The organism is Enterobacter cloacae complex sp. (assembly GCF_900322725.1).
Taxonomy (GTDB): domain Bacteria; phylum Pseudomonadota; class Gammaproteobacteria; order Enterobacterales; family Enterobacteriaceae; genus Enterobacter; species Enterobacter quasihormaechei.
In genome coordinates this window covers 358,110-372,651 of the sequence record NZ_LT991957.1, presented here as the reverse complement: position 1 = coordinate 372,651, position 14,542 = coordinate 358,110, and the positions used below count along the sequence as shown (strand labels likewise).

The 14,542-nt window shown below is 58.0% G+C and carries 13 protein-coding genes; 11 read left to right on the top strand and 2 right to left on the bottom strand.

Features of this window, described 5'->3' with window-relative positions; genetic code table 11:
* The 10 genes from nuoE to nuoN all read left to right on the top strand — a co-directional run bounded on the left by nuoE (position 1) and on the right by nuoN (position 11,917).
* Positions 1-501: an NADH-quinone oxidoreductase subunit NuoE gene (gene nuoE / locus DBR02_RS01705; protein WP_006176513.1), complete on the top strand. Its 501-nt coding sequence runs from the start codon at positions 1-3 to the stop codon at positions 499-501.
* Entirely contained in the window at positions 498-1,835 is a 1,338-nt protein-coding gene (gene nuoF / locus DBR02_RS01700; RefSeq protein WP_063450389.1) for an NADH-quinone oxidoreductase subunit NuoF, read from the top strand. Before nuoE ends, nuoF begins: the two co-directional genes overlap by 4 nt.
* 55 nt (positions 1,836-1,890) lie before the next feature.
* Positions 1,891-4,614 (top strand): NADH-quinone oxidoreductase subunit NuoG, encoded by a 2,724-nt coding sequence (gene nuoG / locus DBR02_RS01695; RefSeq protein WP_129741582.1) that lies wholly within the window; start codon positions 1,891-1,893, stop codon positions 4,612-4,614.
* Complete coding sequence (gene nuoH, locus DBR02_RS01690; RefSeq protein ID WP_022648828.1) at positions 4,611-5,588, top strand: NADH-quinone oxidoreductase subunit NuoH; 978 nt, start codon at positions 4,611-4,613, stop codon at positions 5,586-5,588. Before nuoG ends, nuoH begins: the two co-directional genes overlap by 4 nt.
* A gap of 14 nt (positions 5,589-5,602) precedes the next feature.
* Entirely contained in the window at positions 5,603-6,145 is a 543-nt protein-coding gene (gene nuoI, locus DBR02_RS01685) for an NADH-quinone oxidoreductase subunit NuoI (protein ID WP_002913152.1), read from the top strand.
* Between the two features lie 10 nt (positions 6,146-6,155).
* Positions 6,156-6,710 (top strand): NADH-quinone oxidoreductase subunit J, encoded by a 555-nt coding sequence (gene nuoJ, locus DBR02_RS01680; RefSeq protein WP_006811379.1) that lies wholly within the window; start codon positions 6,156-6,158, stop codon positions 6,708-6,710.
* On the top strand, positions 6,707-7,009 hold the full coding sequence (gene nuoK, locus DBR02_RS01675; RefSeq protein ID WP_003861496.1) for an NADH-quinone oxidoreductase subunit NuoK: 303 nt from the start codon (positions 6,707-6,709) through the stop codon (positions 7,007-7,009). The genes nuoJ and nuoK overlap by 4 nt, the downstream gene beginning before the upstream one ends.
* On the top strand, positions 7,006-8,847 hold the full coding sequence (gene nuoL, locus DBR02_RS01670; protein WP_063868199.1) for an NADH-quinone oxidoreductase subunit L: 1,842 nt from the start codon (positions 7,006-7,008) through the stop codon (positions 8,845-8,847). The genes nuoK and nuoL overlap by 4 nt, the downstream gene beginning before the upstream one ends.
* Before the next feature lie 76 nt (positions 8,848-8,923).
* Positions 8,924-10,453, top strand: coding sequence for an NADH-quinone oxidoreductase subunit M (nuoM, locus tag DBR02_RS01665; RefSeq protein ID WP_063450385.1), 1,530 nt, complete (start codon positions 8,924-8,926; stop codon positions 10,451-10,453).
* Positions 10,454-10,459: 6 nt separating this feature from the next.
* Positions 10,460-11,917: an NADH-quinone oxidoreductase subunit NuoN gene (gene nuoN, locus DBR02_RS01660; RefSeq protein ID WP_063450384.1), complete on the top strand. Its 1,458-nt coding sequence runs from the start codon at positions 10,460-10,462 to the stop codon at positions 11,915-11,917.
* A gap of 99 nt (positions 11,918-12,016) precedes the next feature.
* On the opposite strand, the gene DBR02_RS01655 is transcribed toward nuoN, so the two are convergent.
* Complete coding sequence (locus DBR02_RS01655) at positions 12,017-13,021, bottom strand: chemotaxis protein (protein WP_063868203.1); 1,005 nt, start codon at positions 13,019-13,021, stop codon at positions 12,017-12,019.
* A gap of 64 nt (positions 13,022-13,085) precedes the next feature.
* Entirely contained in the window at positions 13,086-14,003 is a 918-nt protein-coding gene (rbn, locus tag DBR02_RS01650) for a ribonuclease BN (protein WP_107533421.1), read from the bottom strand.
* 71 nt (positions 14,004-14,074) lie between these two features.
* Here rbn and DBR02_RS01645 point away from each other — a divergent pair, with 71 nt between their 5' ends.
* Positions 14,075-14,539 carry a GNAT family N-acetyltransferase gene (locus DBR02_RS01645; protein ID WP_107533420.1) on the top strand — a complete coding sequence of 155 codons (465 nt, stop codon included), beginning with the start codon at positions 14,075-14,077 and terminating at the stop codon, positions 14,537-14,539.
* Positions 14,540-14,542 lie beyond the last annotated feature (3 nt).

Below are 14,542 nucleotides of genomic sequence, written 5' to 3'. Positions count from 1 at the left end.
ATGCACGAGAATCAACAACCACAAACCGAGGCTTTTGAGCTGAGTGAAGCAGAGCGTGCCGCTATTGAGCACGAGATGCACCACTACGAAGACCCGCGTGCGGCGTCCATTGAAGCGCTGAAAATCGTACAGAAACAGCGTGGTTGGGTGCCGGATGGGGCGATCTACGAGATCGCAAAAGTGCTGGGCATTCCGGCAAGTGACGTAGAGGGCGTAGCCACGTTCTACAGCCAGATCTTCCGTCAACCGGTAGGCCGCCATGTGATCCGCTACTGTGACAGCGTCGTCTGCCACATTACCGGCTATCAGGGCATTCAGGCTGCGATTGAGAAAAAGCTCAATATCAAGCCGGGCCAGACCACGTTCGATGGACGCTTTACTCTGCTGCCAACCTGCTGCCTGGGTAACTGCGACAAGGGGCCGACCATGATGATTGATGAGGACACTCACAGCCATCTGACGCCGGAAGCGATTCCTGACCTGCTGGAGCAGTACAAATGAAAACTGTAATTCGTACTGCTGAGACGCATCCGCTGACCTGGCGTCTGCGTGATGACAAACAGCCGGTATGGCTCGACGAATACCAGAGCAAAAACGGCTATGCCGGCGCGCGTAAGGCCCTTGGCGGCATGGCGCCGGATGAGATCGTAAACGCAGTAAAAGACGCTGGCCTGAAAGGGCGCGGCGGTGCGGGCTTTTCCACCGGTCTGAAGTGGAGCCTGATGCCAAAAGATGAATCCATGAACATCCGTTACCTGCTGTGTAACGCCGATGAAATGGAGCCGGGCACCTATAAAGATCGTCTGCTGATGGAGCAGCTGCCGCACCTGCTGGTGGAAGGCATGCTGATTTCCGCGTTCGCGCTGAAAGCGTACCGTGGCTACATCTTCCTGCGCGGTGAGTACATCGAAGCGGCTGAAAACCTGCGTCGCGCCATTGCCGAAGCCACCGAAGCCGGCCTTCTGGGTAAAAACATCCTGGGCACCGGGTTTGACTTCGAGCTGTTCGTGCACACCGGTGCCGGGCGTTATATCTGCGGGGAAGAAACCGCGCTGATTAACTCCCTGGAAGGTCGCCGTGCGAACCCGCGTTCCAAGCCACCGTTCCCGGCAAGCTCCGGCGTATGGGGTAAACCGACCTGCGTCAACAACGTCGAAACCCTGTGTAACGTCCCGGCTATCCTCGCGAACGGCGTGGAGTGGTATCAGGGCATCTCCTCAAGCAAAGATGCGGGTACCAAGCTGATGGGCTTCTCCGGGCGCGTGAAGAACCCTGGCGTCTGGGAACTGCCGTTTGGCACCACCGCACGCGAAATTCTTGAAGACTACGCAGGCGGCATGCGCGATGGCCTGAAATTCAAAGCCTGGCAGCCGGGCGGGGCGGGGACGGACTTCCTGACCGAAGCCCACCTTGATCTGCCAATGGAGTTCGAAAGCATTGGTAAAGCGGGCAGCCGTCTGGGTACGGCGCTGGCGATGGCCGTCGACCACGAGATCGGCATGGTATCGCTGGTGCGTAACCTGGAAGAGTTCTTCGCCCGTGAGTCCTGCGGCTGGTGTACACCCTGCCGTGACGGTCTGCCGTGGAGCGTGAAGATCCTGCGTGCTATCGAGCGTGGCGAAGGTCAGCCGGGCGATATCGAGACACTTGAGCAACTGTGTCGATTCCTGGGGCCAGGTAAAACCTTCTGCGCCCACGCACCGGGTGCCGTCGAGCCACTGCAAAGCGCGATTAAATATTTCCGCGACGAATTCGAAGCAGGCATCAAGCAGCCGTTCAGCAATACCCATTCGATCAATGGTATTCAGCCGAACCTGCTGAAAGCGCGCTGGTAACGACAAGAATTTTGATTAACGCTCGGTTTCGACTGAGCCAACTGGAAGCATGCTAATGGCTACGATTCATGTAGACGGCAAAGAATACGAAGTCAACGGGGCGGACAACCTGCTGGAAGCTTGTCTGTCTCTTGGCCTCGATATTCCGTACTTTTGCTGGCATCCGGCGCTGGGCAGCGTCGGTGCTTGCCGCCAGTGTGCGGTGAAGCAATATCAAAACGCGGAAGACACGCGTGGTCGCCTGGTGATGTCCTGTATGACGCCAGCCGCCGAAGGCACCTTTATTTCGATTGATGACGAAGAAGCCAAACAGTTCCGTGAAAGCGTGGTGGAGTGGCTGATGACCAACCACCCGCACGACTGTCCGGTTTGTGAAGAGGGCGGTAACTGCCACCTTCAGGATATGACCGTCATGACCGGTCACAGCTTCCGTCGCTATCGCTTTACCAAGCGTACCCACCGTAACCAGGATCTGGGGCCGTTCATCTCGCACGAAATGAACCGCTGCATCGCCTGCTACCGCTGCGTGCGTTACTACAAAGACTACGCAGACGGTCAGGATCTGGGCGTGTATGGCGCGCACGACAACGTCTACTTCGGTCGTCCGGAAGACGGTACGCTCGAGAGCGAATTCTCCGGTAACCTGGTAGAAATCTGTCCGACCGGCGTATTCACGGATAAAACCCACTCCGAGCGCTACAACCGTAAATGGGACATGCAGTTTGCGCCAAGCATCTGCCAGCAGTGTTCCCTCGGCTGTAACACCAGCCCGGGCGAGCGTTACGGCGAACTGCGTCGTATCGAAAACCGTTACAACGGTACCGTTAACCACTACTTCCTCTGCGACCGCGGTCGATTCGGCTATGGCTACGTGAACCTGAAAGACCGTCCGCGTCAGCCGGTTCAGCGCCGTGGCGACGACGTTATCACCCTCAACGCCGAGCAGGCGATGCAGGGCGCGGCAGATATTCTGCGCCAGTCGAAGAAAGTGATCGGCATCGGCTCCCCGCGCGCCAGCATCGAAAGCAACTTTGCGCTGCGCGAGCTGGTGGGTGCGGAAAACTTCTATACCGGTATCGCTCAGGGCGAGCAGGAACGTCTCCAGCTGGTGCTGAAGGTGCTGCGTGAAGGCGGCGTTCATACGCCTGCGCTGCGCGAAATCGAATCCTATGATGCGGTTCTGGTGCTGGGTGAAGACCTGACGCAGACCGGCGCCCGCGCGGCTCTGGCGGTTCGTCAGGCGGTGAAGGGTAAAGCACGTGAAATGGCAGCGGCGCAGAAAGTGGCTGACTGGCAGATTGCGGCGATCCTCAACATCGGCCAGCGCGCGAAACATCCTCTGTTTGTAACTAACGTTGACAACACCCGTCTGGACGATATCGCCGCGTGGACCTACTGCGCGCCGGTTGAAGACCAGGCGCGACTGGGCTTTGCCATTGCCCACGCGCTGGACAGCAACTCTCCGGCCGTTGAACTGGATCGCGACCTGCAAAACAAGGTCGACGTGATTGTTCAGGCCCTCGCAGGTGCGAAAAAACCGCTGATCATCTCCGGTACCAACGCCGGAAGCGCTGAAATCATTCAGGCCGCCGCGAACGTTGCCAAAGCCCTGAAAGGCCGCGGCGCTGACGTCGGTGTGACCATGATTGCCCGTGCGGTAAACAGTATCGGTCTGGGCATGATTGGCGGCGGCTCGCTGGAAGAAGCGTTAAGCGAACTGGAATCCGGTGCCGCTGACGCCGTTGTGGTGCTGGAAAATGACCTGCATCGCCACGCGTCTGCCGCACGCGTTGACGCAGCGCTCTCCAAAGCGCCGCTGGTGATGGTCATTGACCATCAGCGCACCGCGATCATGGACAAAGCGCACCTGGTACTCTCTGCGGCAAGCTTTGCAGAAAGTGACGGTACGGTTATCAATAACGAAGGCCGCGCACAGCGTTTCTTCCAGGTTTATGACCCGGCGTACTACGACAGCAACACCGTGATGCTGGAAAGCTGGCGCTGGCTGCACTCCCTGCACAGCACCGTGCAGAGCCGTGAAGTGGACTGGACGCAGCTCGACCACGTTATCGACGCGGTTGTTGAGAAACTGCCTCAGCTGGCGGGCATTAAAGACGCCGCGCCTGACGTAAGCTTCCGCATTCGCGGTCAGAAACTGGCGCGTGAACCGCACCGCTACAGCGGTCGTACCGCGATGCGCGCCAACATCAGCGTGCACGAACCGCGCCAGCCGCAGGATAAAGACACCATGTTTGCCTTCTCGATGGAAGGGAACAACCAGCCGTCTGCGCCGCGTTCGCAAATCCCGTTTGCATGGGCACCGGGCTGGAACTCCCCGCAGGCATGGAACAAGTTCCAGGCTGAAGTGGGCGGTCACCTGCGCCACGGCGATCCGGGCGTACGTCTGATTGAAGCCTCCGAAACCGGTCTGGACTTCTTCACTACCGTTCCGGCGAGCTTCCAGGCTCAGGAAGGTCAGTGGCGTATTGCGCCGTACTACCACCTGTTCGGTAGCGATGAAATGTCCCAGCGTTCTCCGGTATTCCAGCAGCGTATGCCGCAGCCGTACATCAAGCTCAACCCGGCGGATGCCGCGAAGCTTGGCGTGAACGCGGGTGCGAACATTGCCTTTAGCTACGACGGCCAGACCATCAGCCTGCCGCTGATTATTTCTGAACGTCTGTCAGCAGGGCAGGTGGGTCTGCCGATGGGGATGCCTGGCATCGCGCCGGTTCTGGCGGGTGCGCATCTTGATAACCTTCAGGAGGCAAAAGCATGAGTTGGTTAACACCGGATCTTATCGATATCCTGCTGAGCATTCTGAAAGCGGTTGTGATTCTGCTGGTGGTCGTCACCTGCGGCGCGTTCATGAGCTTTGGTGAACGTCGTCTTCTCGGTCTGTTCCAGAACCGTTACGGACCGAACCGCGTGGGCTGGGGTGGTTCACTCCAGCTGGTGGCGGACATGATCAAGATGTTCTTCAAAGAGGACTGGGTTCCGCGCTTCTCGGACCGCGTGATCTTTACGCTGGCACCGATGATCGCCTTCACCTCGCTGCTGCTGGCGTTTGCTATTGTTCCCGTCAGCCCGACCTGGGTTGTCGCTGACCTGAACATCGGCATTCTGTTCTTCCTGATGATGGCAGGCCTCGCGGTTTACGCGGTGCTGTTTGCAGGCTGGTCCAGTAACAACAAATACTCGCTGCTGGGCGCGATGCGTGCTTCCGCGCAGACGCTGAGCTACGAAGTGTTCCTGGGGCTCTCCCTGATGGGCGTTGTGGCGCAGGCCGGTTCATTCAACATGACCGACATCGTCAACAACCAGGCCGACATCTGGAACGTTATCCCGCAGTTCTTTGGTTTTGTGACCTTTGCTATCGCGGGCGTGGCGGTGTGTCACCGTCACCCGTTTGACCAGCCAGAAGCCGAACAGGAACTGGCCGACGGTTACCACATTGAATATTCCGGCATGAAGTTCGGTCTGTTCTTCGTGGGCGAGTACATCGGTATCGTCACCATTTCCGCGTTGATGGTAACGCTGTTCTTTGGTGGCTGGCATGGCCCGTTCTTACCGCCGTTCATCTGGTTCGCGCTGAAAACCGCGTTCTTCATGATGATGTTCATTTTGATTCGTGCGTCCTTACCGCGTCCGCGTTATGACCAGGTAATGTCCTTCGGCTGGAAAGTGTGCCTGCCGCTGACGCTCGTCAACTTGTTGGTAACGGCGGCTGTCATTCTCTGGCAGCAGCCATAAGGGGCTTTGAGATCATGACCTTAAAAGAATTATTGGTAGGTTTCGGCACCCAGGTACGCAGTATCTGGATGATCGGCCTGCACGCGTTTGCTAAACGCGAAACCCGGATGTACCCGGAAGAGCCGGTATATCTGCCGCCGCGCTACCGTGGCCGTATCGTGCTGACGCGCGACCCGGACGGTGCCGAGCGCTGCGTTGCCTGTAACCTGTGTGCGGTAGCGTGTCCGGTGGGCTGTATCTCTCTGCAAAAAGCGGAGACGGTAGACGGCCGCTGGTATCCGGAATTCTTCCGCATCAACTTCTCACGCTGCATTTTCTGCGGTCTGTGTGAAGAAGCGTGCCCAACCACGGCGATTCAGCTGACTCCGGACTTCGAGCTGGGTGAGTACAAGCGTCAGGATCTGGTGTACGAGAAAGAGGATCTGCTGATTTCCGGTCCGGGCAAATACCCGGAATATAACTTCTACCGGATGGCGGGTATGGCAATCGACGGCAAAGATAAAGGCGAAGCAGAGAACGAAGCTAAGCCTATCGACGTCAAGAGCCTGTTACCGTAAGGAGAGGGCAATGGAATTCGCTTTTTATATCTGTGGCCTTATCGCCATCCTGGCTACGCTGCGAGTGATCACGCACACCAATCCGGTGCATGCGCTGCTGTACTTGATCATTTCGCTGCTGGCCATTTCCGGGGTGTTCTTTGCGCTGGGCGCGCACTTCGCCGGTGCGCTGGAAATCATCGTCTACGCCGGGGCCATCATGGTGCTGTTCGTGTTCGTAGTGATGATGCTGAACCTGGGCGGCTCTGAAATTGAGCAGGAACGTCAGTGGTTGAAACCGCAGGTGTGGATCGGCCCGGCAATTTTGTCGGCCATTATGCTGGCGGTCATTGTTTACGCCATTCTGGGCGTCAACGACCAGGGGATCGACGGGACGCCAATCAGCGCGAAAGCCGTGGGTATCACCCTGTTTGGACCGTACGTTCTGGCGGTTGAGCTGGCCTCAATGCTGCTGCTGGCGGGTCTGGTTGTGGCCTTCCACGTTGGCCGCGAAGAGCGTGCTGGCGAGGTGCTGAGCAACCGCACTGACGACCGCGCGAAAAGAAAAACGGAGGAACGCGCATGATCCCCTTAACACATGGACTGATCCTCGCTGCGATTTTATTCGTTCTGGGCTTAACCGGTCTGGTTATCCGCCGCAATCTGCTGTTTATGCTGATCGGTCTGGAAATCATGATTAACGCTTCCGCGCTGGCCTTCGTGGTCGCCGGCAGCTACTGGGGCCAGACCGATGGTCAGGTGATGTACATTCTCGCCATCAGCCTCGCGGCTGCTGAAGCGAGTATTGGCCTGGCGCTGTTGCTACAGCTCCATCGTCGCCGCCAGAACCTGAACATCGATTCAGTAAGTGAGTTGCGTGGATGAACATGCTTGCCTTAACCATTATTTTTCCGCTGATTGGCTTCGTGCTGCTGGCATTTTCTCGCGGCCGCTGGTCTGAGAATCTGTCCGCGACCGTGGGCATTGGCGCTATCGGCCTGTCGGCGCTGGTCACAGCGTATGCGGGTATCGACTTCTTTAACAACGGGCGTCAGGCCTACAGCGTACCGCTGTGGAACTGGATGTCGGTCGGTAACTTCAACATCGGTTTTAACCTGGTGCTGGATGGTCTGTCTCTGACCATGCTCTCCGTGGTCACCGGCGTGGGCTTCCTGATCCACATGTTCGCCTCCTGGTATATGCGCGGTGAAGAGGGATACTCCCGCTTCTTCGCCTACACCAACCTGTTTATCGCCAGCATGGTCGTTCTGGTGCTGGCCGATAACCTGCTGCTGATGTATCTGGGCTGGGAAGGCGTGGGCCTGTGCTCTTACCTGCTGATCGGTTTCTACTATACCGATCCGAAGAATGGCGCAGCGGCCATGAAAGCGTTCGTCGTGACCCGCGTGGGTGACGTGTTCCTCGCTTTCGCGCTGTTCATTCTCTACAACGAACTGGGCACGCTGAACTTCCGCGAAATGGTGGAACTGGCGCCGGCGCACTTCGAAGCAGGCAACAACATGCTGTGGTGGGCAACGCTGATGCTGCTGGGTGGCGCCGTGGGTAAATCCGCGCAGCTGCCGTTGCAGACATGGCTGGCCGACGCGATGGCGGGTCCAACCCCTGTCTCCGCGCTGATCCACGCCGCGACCATGGTTACCGCCGGTGTCTACCTGATTGCGCGTACCCATGGCCTGTTCCTGATGACCCCGGAAATTCTGCATCTGGTGGGTATCGTCGGTGCGGTTACGCTGGTGCTGGCAGGCTTTGCCGCGCTGGTTCAGACCGACATCAAGCGCGTTCTCGCGTACTCCACCATGAGCCAGATTGGTTACATGTTCCTGGCGCTGGGCGTTCAGGCGTGGGACGCAGCCATTTTCCACCTGATGACGCACGCGTTCTTTAAAGCGCTGCTGTTCCTCTCATCCGGTTCGGTGATCCTGGCCTGCCACCACGAGCAGAACATCTTCAAAATGGGCGGACTGCGTAAGTCCATCCCGCTGGTCTATGTCTGCTTCCTGGTAGGCGGCGCGGCGCTGGCGGCACTGCCGCTGATTACCGCGGGCTTCTTCAGTAAGGACGAAATCCTTGCGGGCGCCATGGCGAATGGTCATATCAATCTGATGGTTGCAGGTCTGGTCGGTGCGTTCATGACCTCCCTGTATACCTTCCGTATGATTTTCATCGTATTCCACGGTAAAGAACAAATTCACGCTCACGCAGGGAAGGGGATCACCCACCACCTGCCGCTGATTGTGCTGCTGGTCCTCTCCACCTTCGTTGGCGCGATGATTGTGCCACCGTTGCAGGGCGTACTGCCGGCGACAACCGAGCTTGAGCACGGTCGCGTTCTGACGCTTGAAATCACCTCTGGCGTGGTCGCAATTGCGGGCATCCTGATTGCCGCCTGGCTGTGGCTGGGCAAACGCACGCTGGTGACGGCCGTTGCCAACAGCGCGCCGGGCCGTCTGCTGGGCACCTGGTGGTACAACGCGTGGGGCTTCGACTGGCTGTACGACATGATCTTCGTGAAGCCGTTCCTGGGCATTGCGTGGCTGCTGAAGCGCGATCCACTGAACAGCCTGATGAATATCCCGGCGATCCTCTCTCGCTTTGCAGGTAAAGGCCTGCTGTTCAGCGAGAACGGTTATCTGCGCTGGTATGTGGCGTCCATGAGCATCGGTGCGGTTGTTGTACTGGCGCTGCTGATGGTGTTGCGTTGATCGTTAAGTGAATTTTATTCGAATTCGTTGAAAATCAGGCCCCTGTTGGGGGCCTTAAAAAGGAATATAAATCGCCATGTTACTACCCTGGCTAATATTAATTCCCTTCATCGGCGGCTTCCTGTGCTGGCAGACTGAACGCTTTGGCGTGAAGATGCCGCGCTGGATCGCGCTGATCACCATGGGATTGACGCTCGCGCTTGGCCTGCAACTGTGGTTGCAGGGTGGCTACTCACTGACTCAGTCTGCGGGCCTTCCGCAGTGGCAGTCTGAGTTCATTCTGCCGTGGATCCCCCGTTTCGGTATCACGATCCACCTTGCGATTGACGGTTTGTCGCTGCTGATGGTGGTACTGACCGGTCTGCTCGGCGTTCTGGCGGTACTGTGTTCCTGGCGAGAAATCGAAAAATACCAGGGCTTCTTCCACCTGAACCTGATGTGGATCCTGGGCGGCGTAATCGGCGTGTTCCTGGCCATCGACATGTTCCTGTTCTTCTTCTTCTGGGAGATGATGCTGGTGCCGATGTACTTCCTGATCGCGCTGTGGGGCCACAAGGCCTCCGACGGTAAAACGCGTATCACGGCGGCCACCAAGTTCTTCATCTATACCCAGGCGAGCGGTCTGGTGATGCTGATTGCCATCCTGGCGCTGGTGTTTGTGCATTACAACGCCACCGGCGTCTGGACCTTCAACTATGAAGATCTGCTGAAGACCCCGATGTCCCACGGCGTGGAATACCTGCTGATGCTGGGCTTCTTCATCGCCTTCGCGGTGAAAATGCCGGTAGTACCGCTGCACGGCTGGCTGCCGGACGCGCACTCACAGGCGCCAACGGCGGGTTCCGTTGACCTGGCGGGTATCTTGCTGAAAACCGCGGCCTACGGTCTGCTGCGCTTCTCCCTGCCGCTGTTCCCGAACGCCTCCGCAGAGTTCGCGCCGATTGCCATGTGGCTGGGCGTGATCGGTATCTTCTACGGCGCGTGGATGGCCTTCACGCAGTACGACATCAAACGTCTGATTGCGTACACCTCCGTTTCCCACATGGGCTTCGTGCTGATTGCCATCTACACCGGCAGCCAGCTGGCGTACCAGGGTGCGGTGATCCAGATGATTGCGCACGGCCTGTCCGCAGCCGGTCTCTTCATCCTGTGCGGTCAGCTCTACGAGCGTCTGCATACCCGCGACATGCGCATGATGGGCGGCCTGTGGGGCAAAATGAAATGGCTGCCTGCGCTCTCCATGTTCTTCGCGGTGGCAACGCTGGGTATGCCGGGTACCGGTAACTTCGTCGGCGAGTTTATGATCCTGTTCGGCAGCTTCAAGGTGGTTCCGATGATTACCGTCATCTCTACCTTCGGTCTGGTGTTCGCGTCCGTTTACTCGCTGGCGATGCTGCACCGCGCGTACTTCGGTAAAGCGAAGAGCGAAATTGCTGCACAAGAACTGCCGGGGATGTCGCTGCGTGAGCTGTTCATCATCCTGCTGCTGGTCGTACTGCTGGTGCTGCTGGGCTTCTATCCGCAGCCGATTCTGGATACCTCGCACAGCGCGATGGGTAACATCCAGCAGTGGTTTGTTAATTCTGCTTCTACTACAAGGCCGTAATTCGCCATGACAATAACTCCACAACAACTGATCGCGCTGCTACCGCTGCTGATCGTCGGATTGACGGTGGTGGTTGTGATGCTCTCCATTGCGTGGCGACGCAATCACTTCCTGAATGCGACCCTGTCCGTTCTGGGTCTGAACGCTGCGTTAGTCTCCCTCTGGTTTGTTGGCCAGGCGGGCGCGATGGACGTCACGCCGCTGATGCGCGTTGACGGCTACGCCATGCTCTACACCGGTCTGGTGCTGCTGGCGAGCCTGGCAACCTGTACCTTTGCCTACCCGTGGCTGGAAGGTTACAACGACAACAAAGAAGAGTTTTACCTGCTGGTACTGATTGCCGCGCTGGGCGGCATTCTGCTGGCGAACGCGAACCACATGGCCGCGCTGTTCCTCGGTATTGAGCTGATCTCACTGCCGCTGTTCGGCCTGATTGGTTACGCCTTCCGCCAGAAACGCTCGCTGGAAGCGGCAATCAAGTACACCATTCTGTCTGCTGCCGCGTCGTCGTTCCTGCTGTTCGGTATTGCGCTGCTGTACGCGCAGACGGGTAACCTCTCGTTCATGGCGCTCGGCAAGAGCCTCGGCGACGGCATGATGCACGAGCCGCTGCTGCTGGCGGGTCTGGGCATGATGATTGTTGGCCTTGGCTTCAAGCTTTCTCTGGTGCCGTTCCACCTGTGGACGCCAGACGTATACCAGGGTGCGCCTGCACCGGTCTCTACCTTCCTGGCGACGGCGAGTAAAATCGCTATCTTCGGCGTGGTTATGCGTCTGTTCCTGTACGCGCCGGTGGGTGACAGCGAAGCGGTTCGCGTGGTGCTGGGCATTATCGCGTTCGTGTCCATCATCTTCGGTAACCTGATGGCGCTGAGCCAGACCAACATCAAGCGTCTGCTGGGCTACTCCTCTATCTCCCATCTGGGCTACCTGCTGGTGGCGCTCATTGCGCTGCAAAGCGGTGAGATGTCGATGGAAACCGTGGGTGTGTATCTGGCCGGTTACCTGTTCAGCAGCCTCGGCGCCTTCGGCGTGGTGAGCCTGATGTCCAGCCCGTACCGTGGTCCGGATGCAGATTCCCTGTTCTCCTACCGTGGCCTTTTCTGGCACCGTCCGATTCTGTCGGCGGTAATGACCGTGATGATGCTCTCGCTGGCGGGTATCCCGATGACGCTGGGCTTTATCGGTAAGTTCTACGTGCTGGCCGTCGGTGTGCAGGCGGGTCTGTGGTGGCTGACTGCCGGTGTCGTTATCGGCTCCGCGATTGGTCTCTATTACTACCTGCGCGTAGCGGTGAGCCTGTACCTGAGCGCGCCTCAGCAGCTTAACCGCGATGCACCATCCAACTGGCAGTACAGCGCCGGCGGGATTGTGGTGCTCATCTCCGCGCTGCTGGTGCTGATCTTCGGTATCTATCCGCAGCCGCTGATTGAGATTGTTCAGCGCGCGATGCCGCTGATGTAAAAACAAAAAACCCGCCTCGGCGGGTTTTTTATTGCCCAGCGGCGCTACGCTTGCAGGGCCTGCGGGTTTTGTAGGTCGGGTAAGCGTAGCGCCACCCGACTAAGCCAGCTGCTTCCGGCTAATTAACGGCCCGTCAATTTTCTTCATCGACCGCTCCAGCACTTCCTCAATCACCGACGACAGCTCGTTCAGCTCAAACTTCGCCACATAGCCGTCCGCCTTCACTTTGCGAATATGATCTTCGTTGGCGTTGCCGGAAAGGGACGAGTGGATCACCACCGGAATATCCTTCAGAATCGGGTCGGTTTTGATTTTGCGCGTCAGCGTAAAGCCATCCATCTCCGGCATTTCGAGGTCGGTTAATACCAGAGCGATCTTGTCGGTGACGGGGACGCCCTCAGCCTGCGCCTGCGCGGCCAGCTGGGTGATTTTCTCCCATGCGTCTTTGCCGGTGATATGCAGCTGGGCCGGGATCTCCATCGCCTGCAATCCTTTCTCCAGCATCGAACGCGCCACCTTCGAGTCTTCTGCAACAATCGCGACAGAGCCTGGCTTGATGTTGAATTTGGTGGTTTCCAGATGGGTGGCGTGCAGATCGTGATTCGCCGGGGTGATGTCATACAGGATCTGTTCCACGTCCAGCACCATCGCCAGATCGTTGGTGTCGGTCTTGTCATCCAGGCAGGCAATGCTGGTGATATAGCGACCGCTGACGGCGGTTTCGGCGGCGTGCACCTGCTTCCAGTCAAGACGCATGATGTTCTCCACCGATTCCACGGCGAAGGCCTGCACGCTGCGGGCATATTCGGTGATCAGCAGAATGTTCAGCCCGGTGGTTGGCTTGCAGCCAGCGACGGCGGCCAGATCGATCACCGGGATCACCTGGTCGCGAATGTTTACCATCCCCATCAGCGGCGACTTCATGCCCGCCGGTTTGGTGAAGGTCGGCATCGGCACAATTTCGCGCAATTTGAACACGTTGATGCCGAACAGCTCGGATTTATTTTCGTTAAGAGAGGTGCCAAGACGGAACAGCAACAGTTCAAAACGGTTGGACAGGGTGAGATTCGCCCTGTCATCAATATCTTTCTGGAAATTATCCATTCTACCCTCAAGAGAAATGCAGGCCTTTTAATCGTTATCGGCATCCTGAGGGAAAAATAAAGGACTAAACGCTGACCTGAGCGAAATCTTCCGCCAGCTCGCAGGCGGGAAACACCTCCCGACACTCTGCCAGCAGGCTTTCACAGCCGTGGACGTCATAGCGTGAACTGACGTGCGTGACAATCAGTTTCCCAACGCCAGCCTCACGCGCCAGCCGCGCCGCCTGACGCGTTGAGCTGTGCCCCCGGCTGTTGGCTTTCTCTTCCATCGCCGCTTCCAGCGTCGCCTCGTGCACCATCACGTCCACGCCCCCGGCAAGCCGAAGCGCCGAAGGGCAGGGGGCGGTATCACCAAAAATAGCCAGTTTTTTGCCCGGCTGCGGCGGCGCGAGGTAATCCTGACCGTTAATGACGCGCCCGTCTTCCAGCGTGACGGTTTCACCAAGCTTAAGGCGCTGGAACAGCGGGCCGGGCCTGACGCCATCGGCCCGCAACGCGGCGGCGTTCAGCGCGCCGGGTTTATCGTGCTCCTCAATGCGATAGCCGTAGCATTCCACCGGATGGTTAAGCGGGTAAGCGTGCACCCGATAATCACCGTCGTCGAACACCTGGCCTTCGGCTATCTCAATCACCTCCAGCGGATAGTCGGTCCACGAGCCGCTCAGGCGCAGCGTGGTTTCAACAAATTCCTGAATGCCCGCAGGGCCATAAATCGTCAGCGGGTTGGCGTTACCCGCCATTGAACGGCTGCACAGCAGGCCCGGCAGGCCGAAAAGATGATCGCCGTGCAGATGCGTAATAAATATTTTATCCACTTTCCCTGGGTGATATGAGGTGTGCAGCAGCTGGTGCTGCGTGCCCTCACCGCAGTCAAACAGCCACAGCCCACCCCGGGTAGGATGCTTAAGATCCAGCAGAATTGCCGTCACGTTTCGTGAGCGGGTTGGCACGCCGGCGGACGTACCCAGAAAAATCAGTTCCATAACGCAATCAGCCCTTTGCCCAATGGGAAGAGGTTTAGTATAACGTGATGAACCCCAGGAAGGAGAAACACATGATCCAGTGGCAAGATCTACACCACAGCGAACTGACCGTGCAGTCACTCTACGCCCTGCTCAAGCTGCGCTGCGAAGTCTTCGTGGTTGAACAAACCTGCCCGTATCAGGATATCGACGGCGATGACTTAATCGGCGAGAACCGGCACATCCTCGGCTGGCGGAATAACGAGCTGGTGGCGTATGCGAGGATTCTGAAAAGCGACGACGATTTTGACCCTGTCGTCATTGGCCGCGTCATCGTCAGCGGCAGCGCGCGCGGTGAAAAGCTGGGCTATCAGCTGATGGAAAAGACGCTGGAAGCATGCCAAAAACAGTGGCCAGACAAGGCGTTATACCTGGGCGCACAGGCGCATTTGCAATCTTTCTATGCCCATTTTGGCTTTAGCGCGGTCACCGGGATTTATGACGAAGATGGCATCCCCCATGTTGGCATGGCGCGCGAAGCGAAACAGGCGCAATAGCGA

What these genes read in the sequence shown, in the direction of transcription:
- nuoJ (WP_006811379.1), top strand. Translation starts at nt 6,156, where the DNA reads ATGGAATTCGCTTTTTATATCTGTGGCCTTATCGCCATCCTGGCTACG.
- nuoI (WP_002913152.1), top strand. Translation starts at nt 5,603, where the DNA reads ATGACCTTAAAAGAATTATTGGTAGGTTTCGGCACCCAGGTACGCAGT.
- nuoH (WP_022648828.1), top strand. Translation starts at nt 4,611, where the DNA reads ATGAGTTGGTTAACACCGGATCTTATCGATATCCTGCTGAGCATTCTG.
- nuoL (WP_063868199.1), top strand. Translation starts at nt 7,006, where the DNA reads ATGAACATGCTTGCCTTAACCATTATTTTTCCGCTGATTGGCTTCGTG.
- DBR02_RS01645 (WP_107533420.1), top strand. Translation starts at nt 14,075, where the DNA reads ATGATCCAGTGGCAAGATCTACACCACAGCGAACTGACCGTGCAGTCA.
- nuoE (WP_006176513.1), top strand. Translation starts at nt 1, where the DNA reads ATGCACGAGAATCAACAACCACAAACCGAGGCTTTTGAGCTGAGTGAA.
- nuoM (WP_063450385.1), top strand. Translation starts at nt 8,924, where the DNA reads ATGTTACTACCCTGGCTAATATTAATTCCCTTCATCGGCGGCTTCCTG.
- DBR02_RS01655 (WP_063868203.1), bottom strand. Translation starts at nt 13,021, where the DNA reads ATGGATAATTTCCAGAAAGATATTGATGACAGGGCGAATCTCACCCTG.
- nuoK (WP_003861496.1), top strand. Translation starts at nt 6,707, where the DNA reads ATGATCCCCTTAACACATGGACTGATCCTCGCTGCGATTTTATTCGTT.
- nuoG (WP_129741582.1), top strand. Translation starts at nt 1,891, where the DNA reads ATGGCTACGATTCATGTAGACGGCAAAGAATACGAAGTCAACGGGGCG.
- rbn (WP_107533421.1), bottom strand. Translation starts at nt 14,003, where the DNA reads ATGGAACTGATTTTTCTGGGTACGTCCGCCGGCGTGCCAACCCGCTCA.
- nuoN (WP_063450384.1), top strand. Translation starts at nt 10,460, where the DNA reads ATGACAATAACTCCACAACAACTGATCGCGCTGCTACCGCTGCTGATC.
- nuoF (WP_063450389.1), top strand. Translation starts at nt 498, where the DNA reads ATGAAAACTGTAATTCGTACTGCTGAGACGCATCCGCTGACCTGGCGT.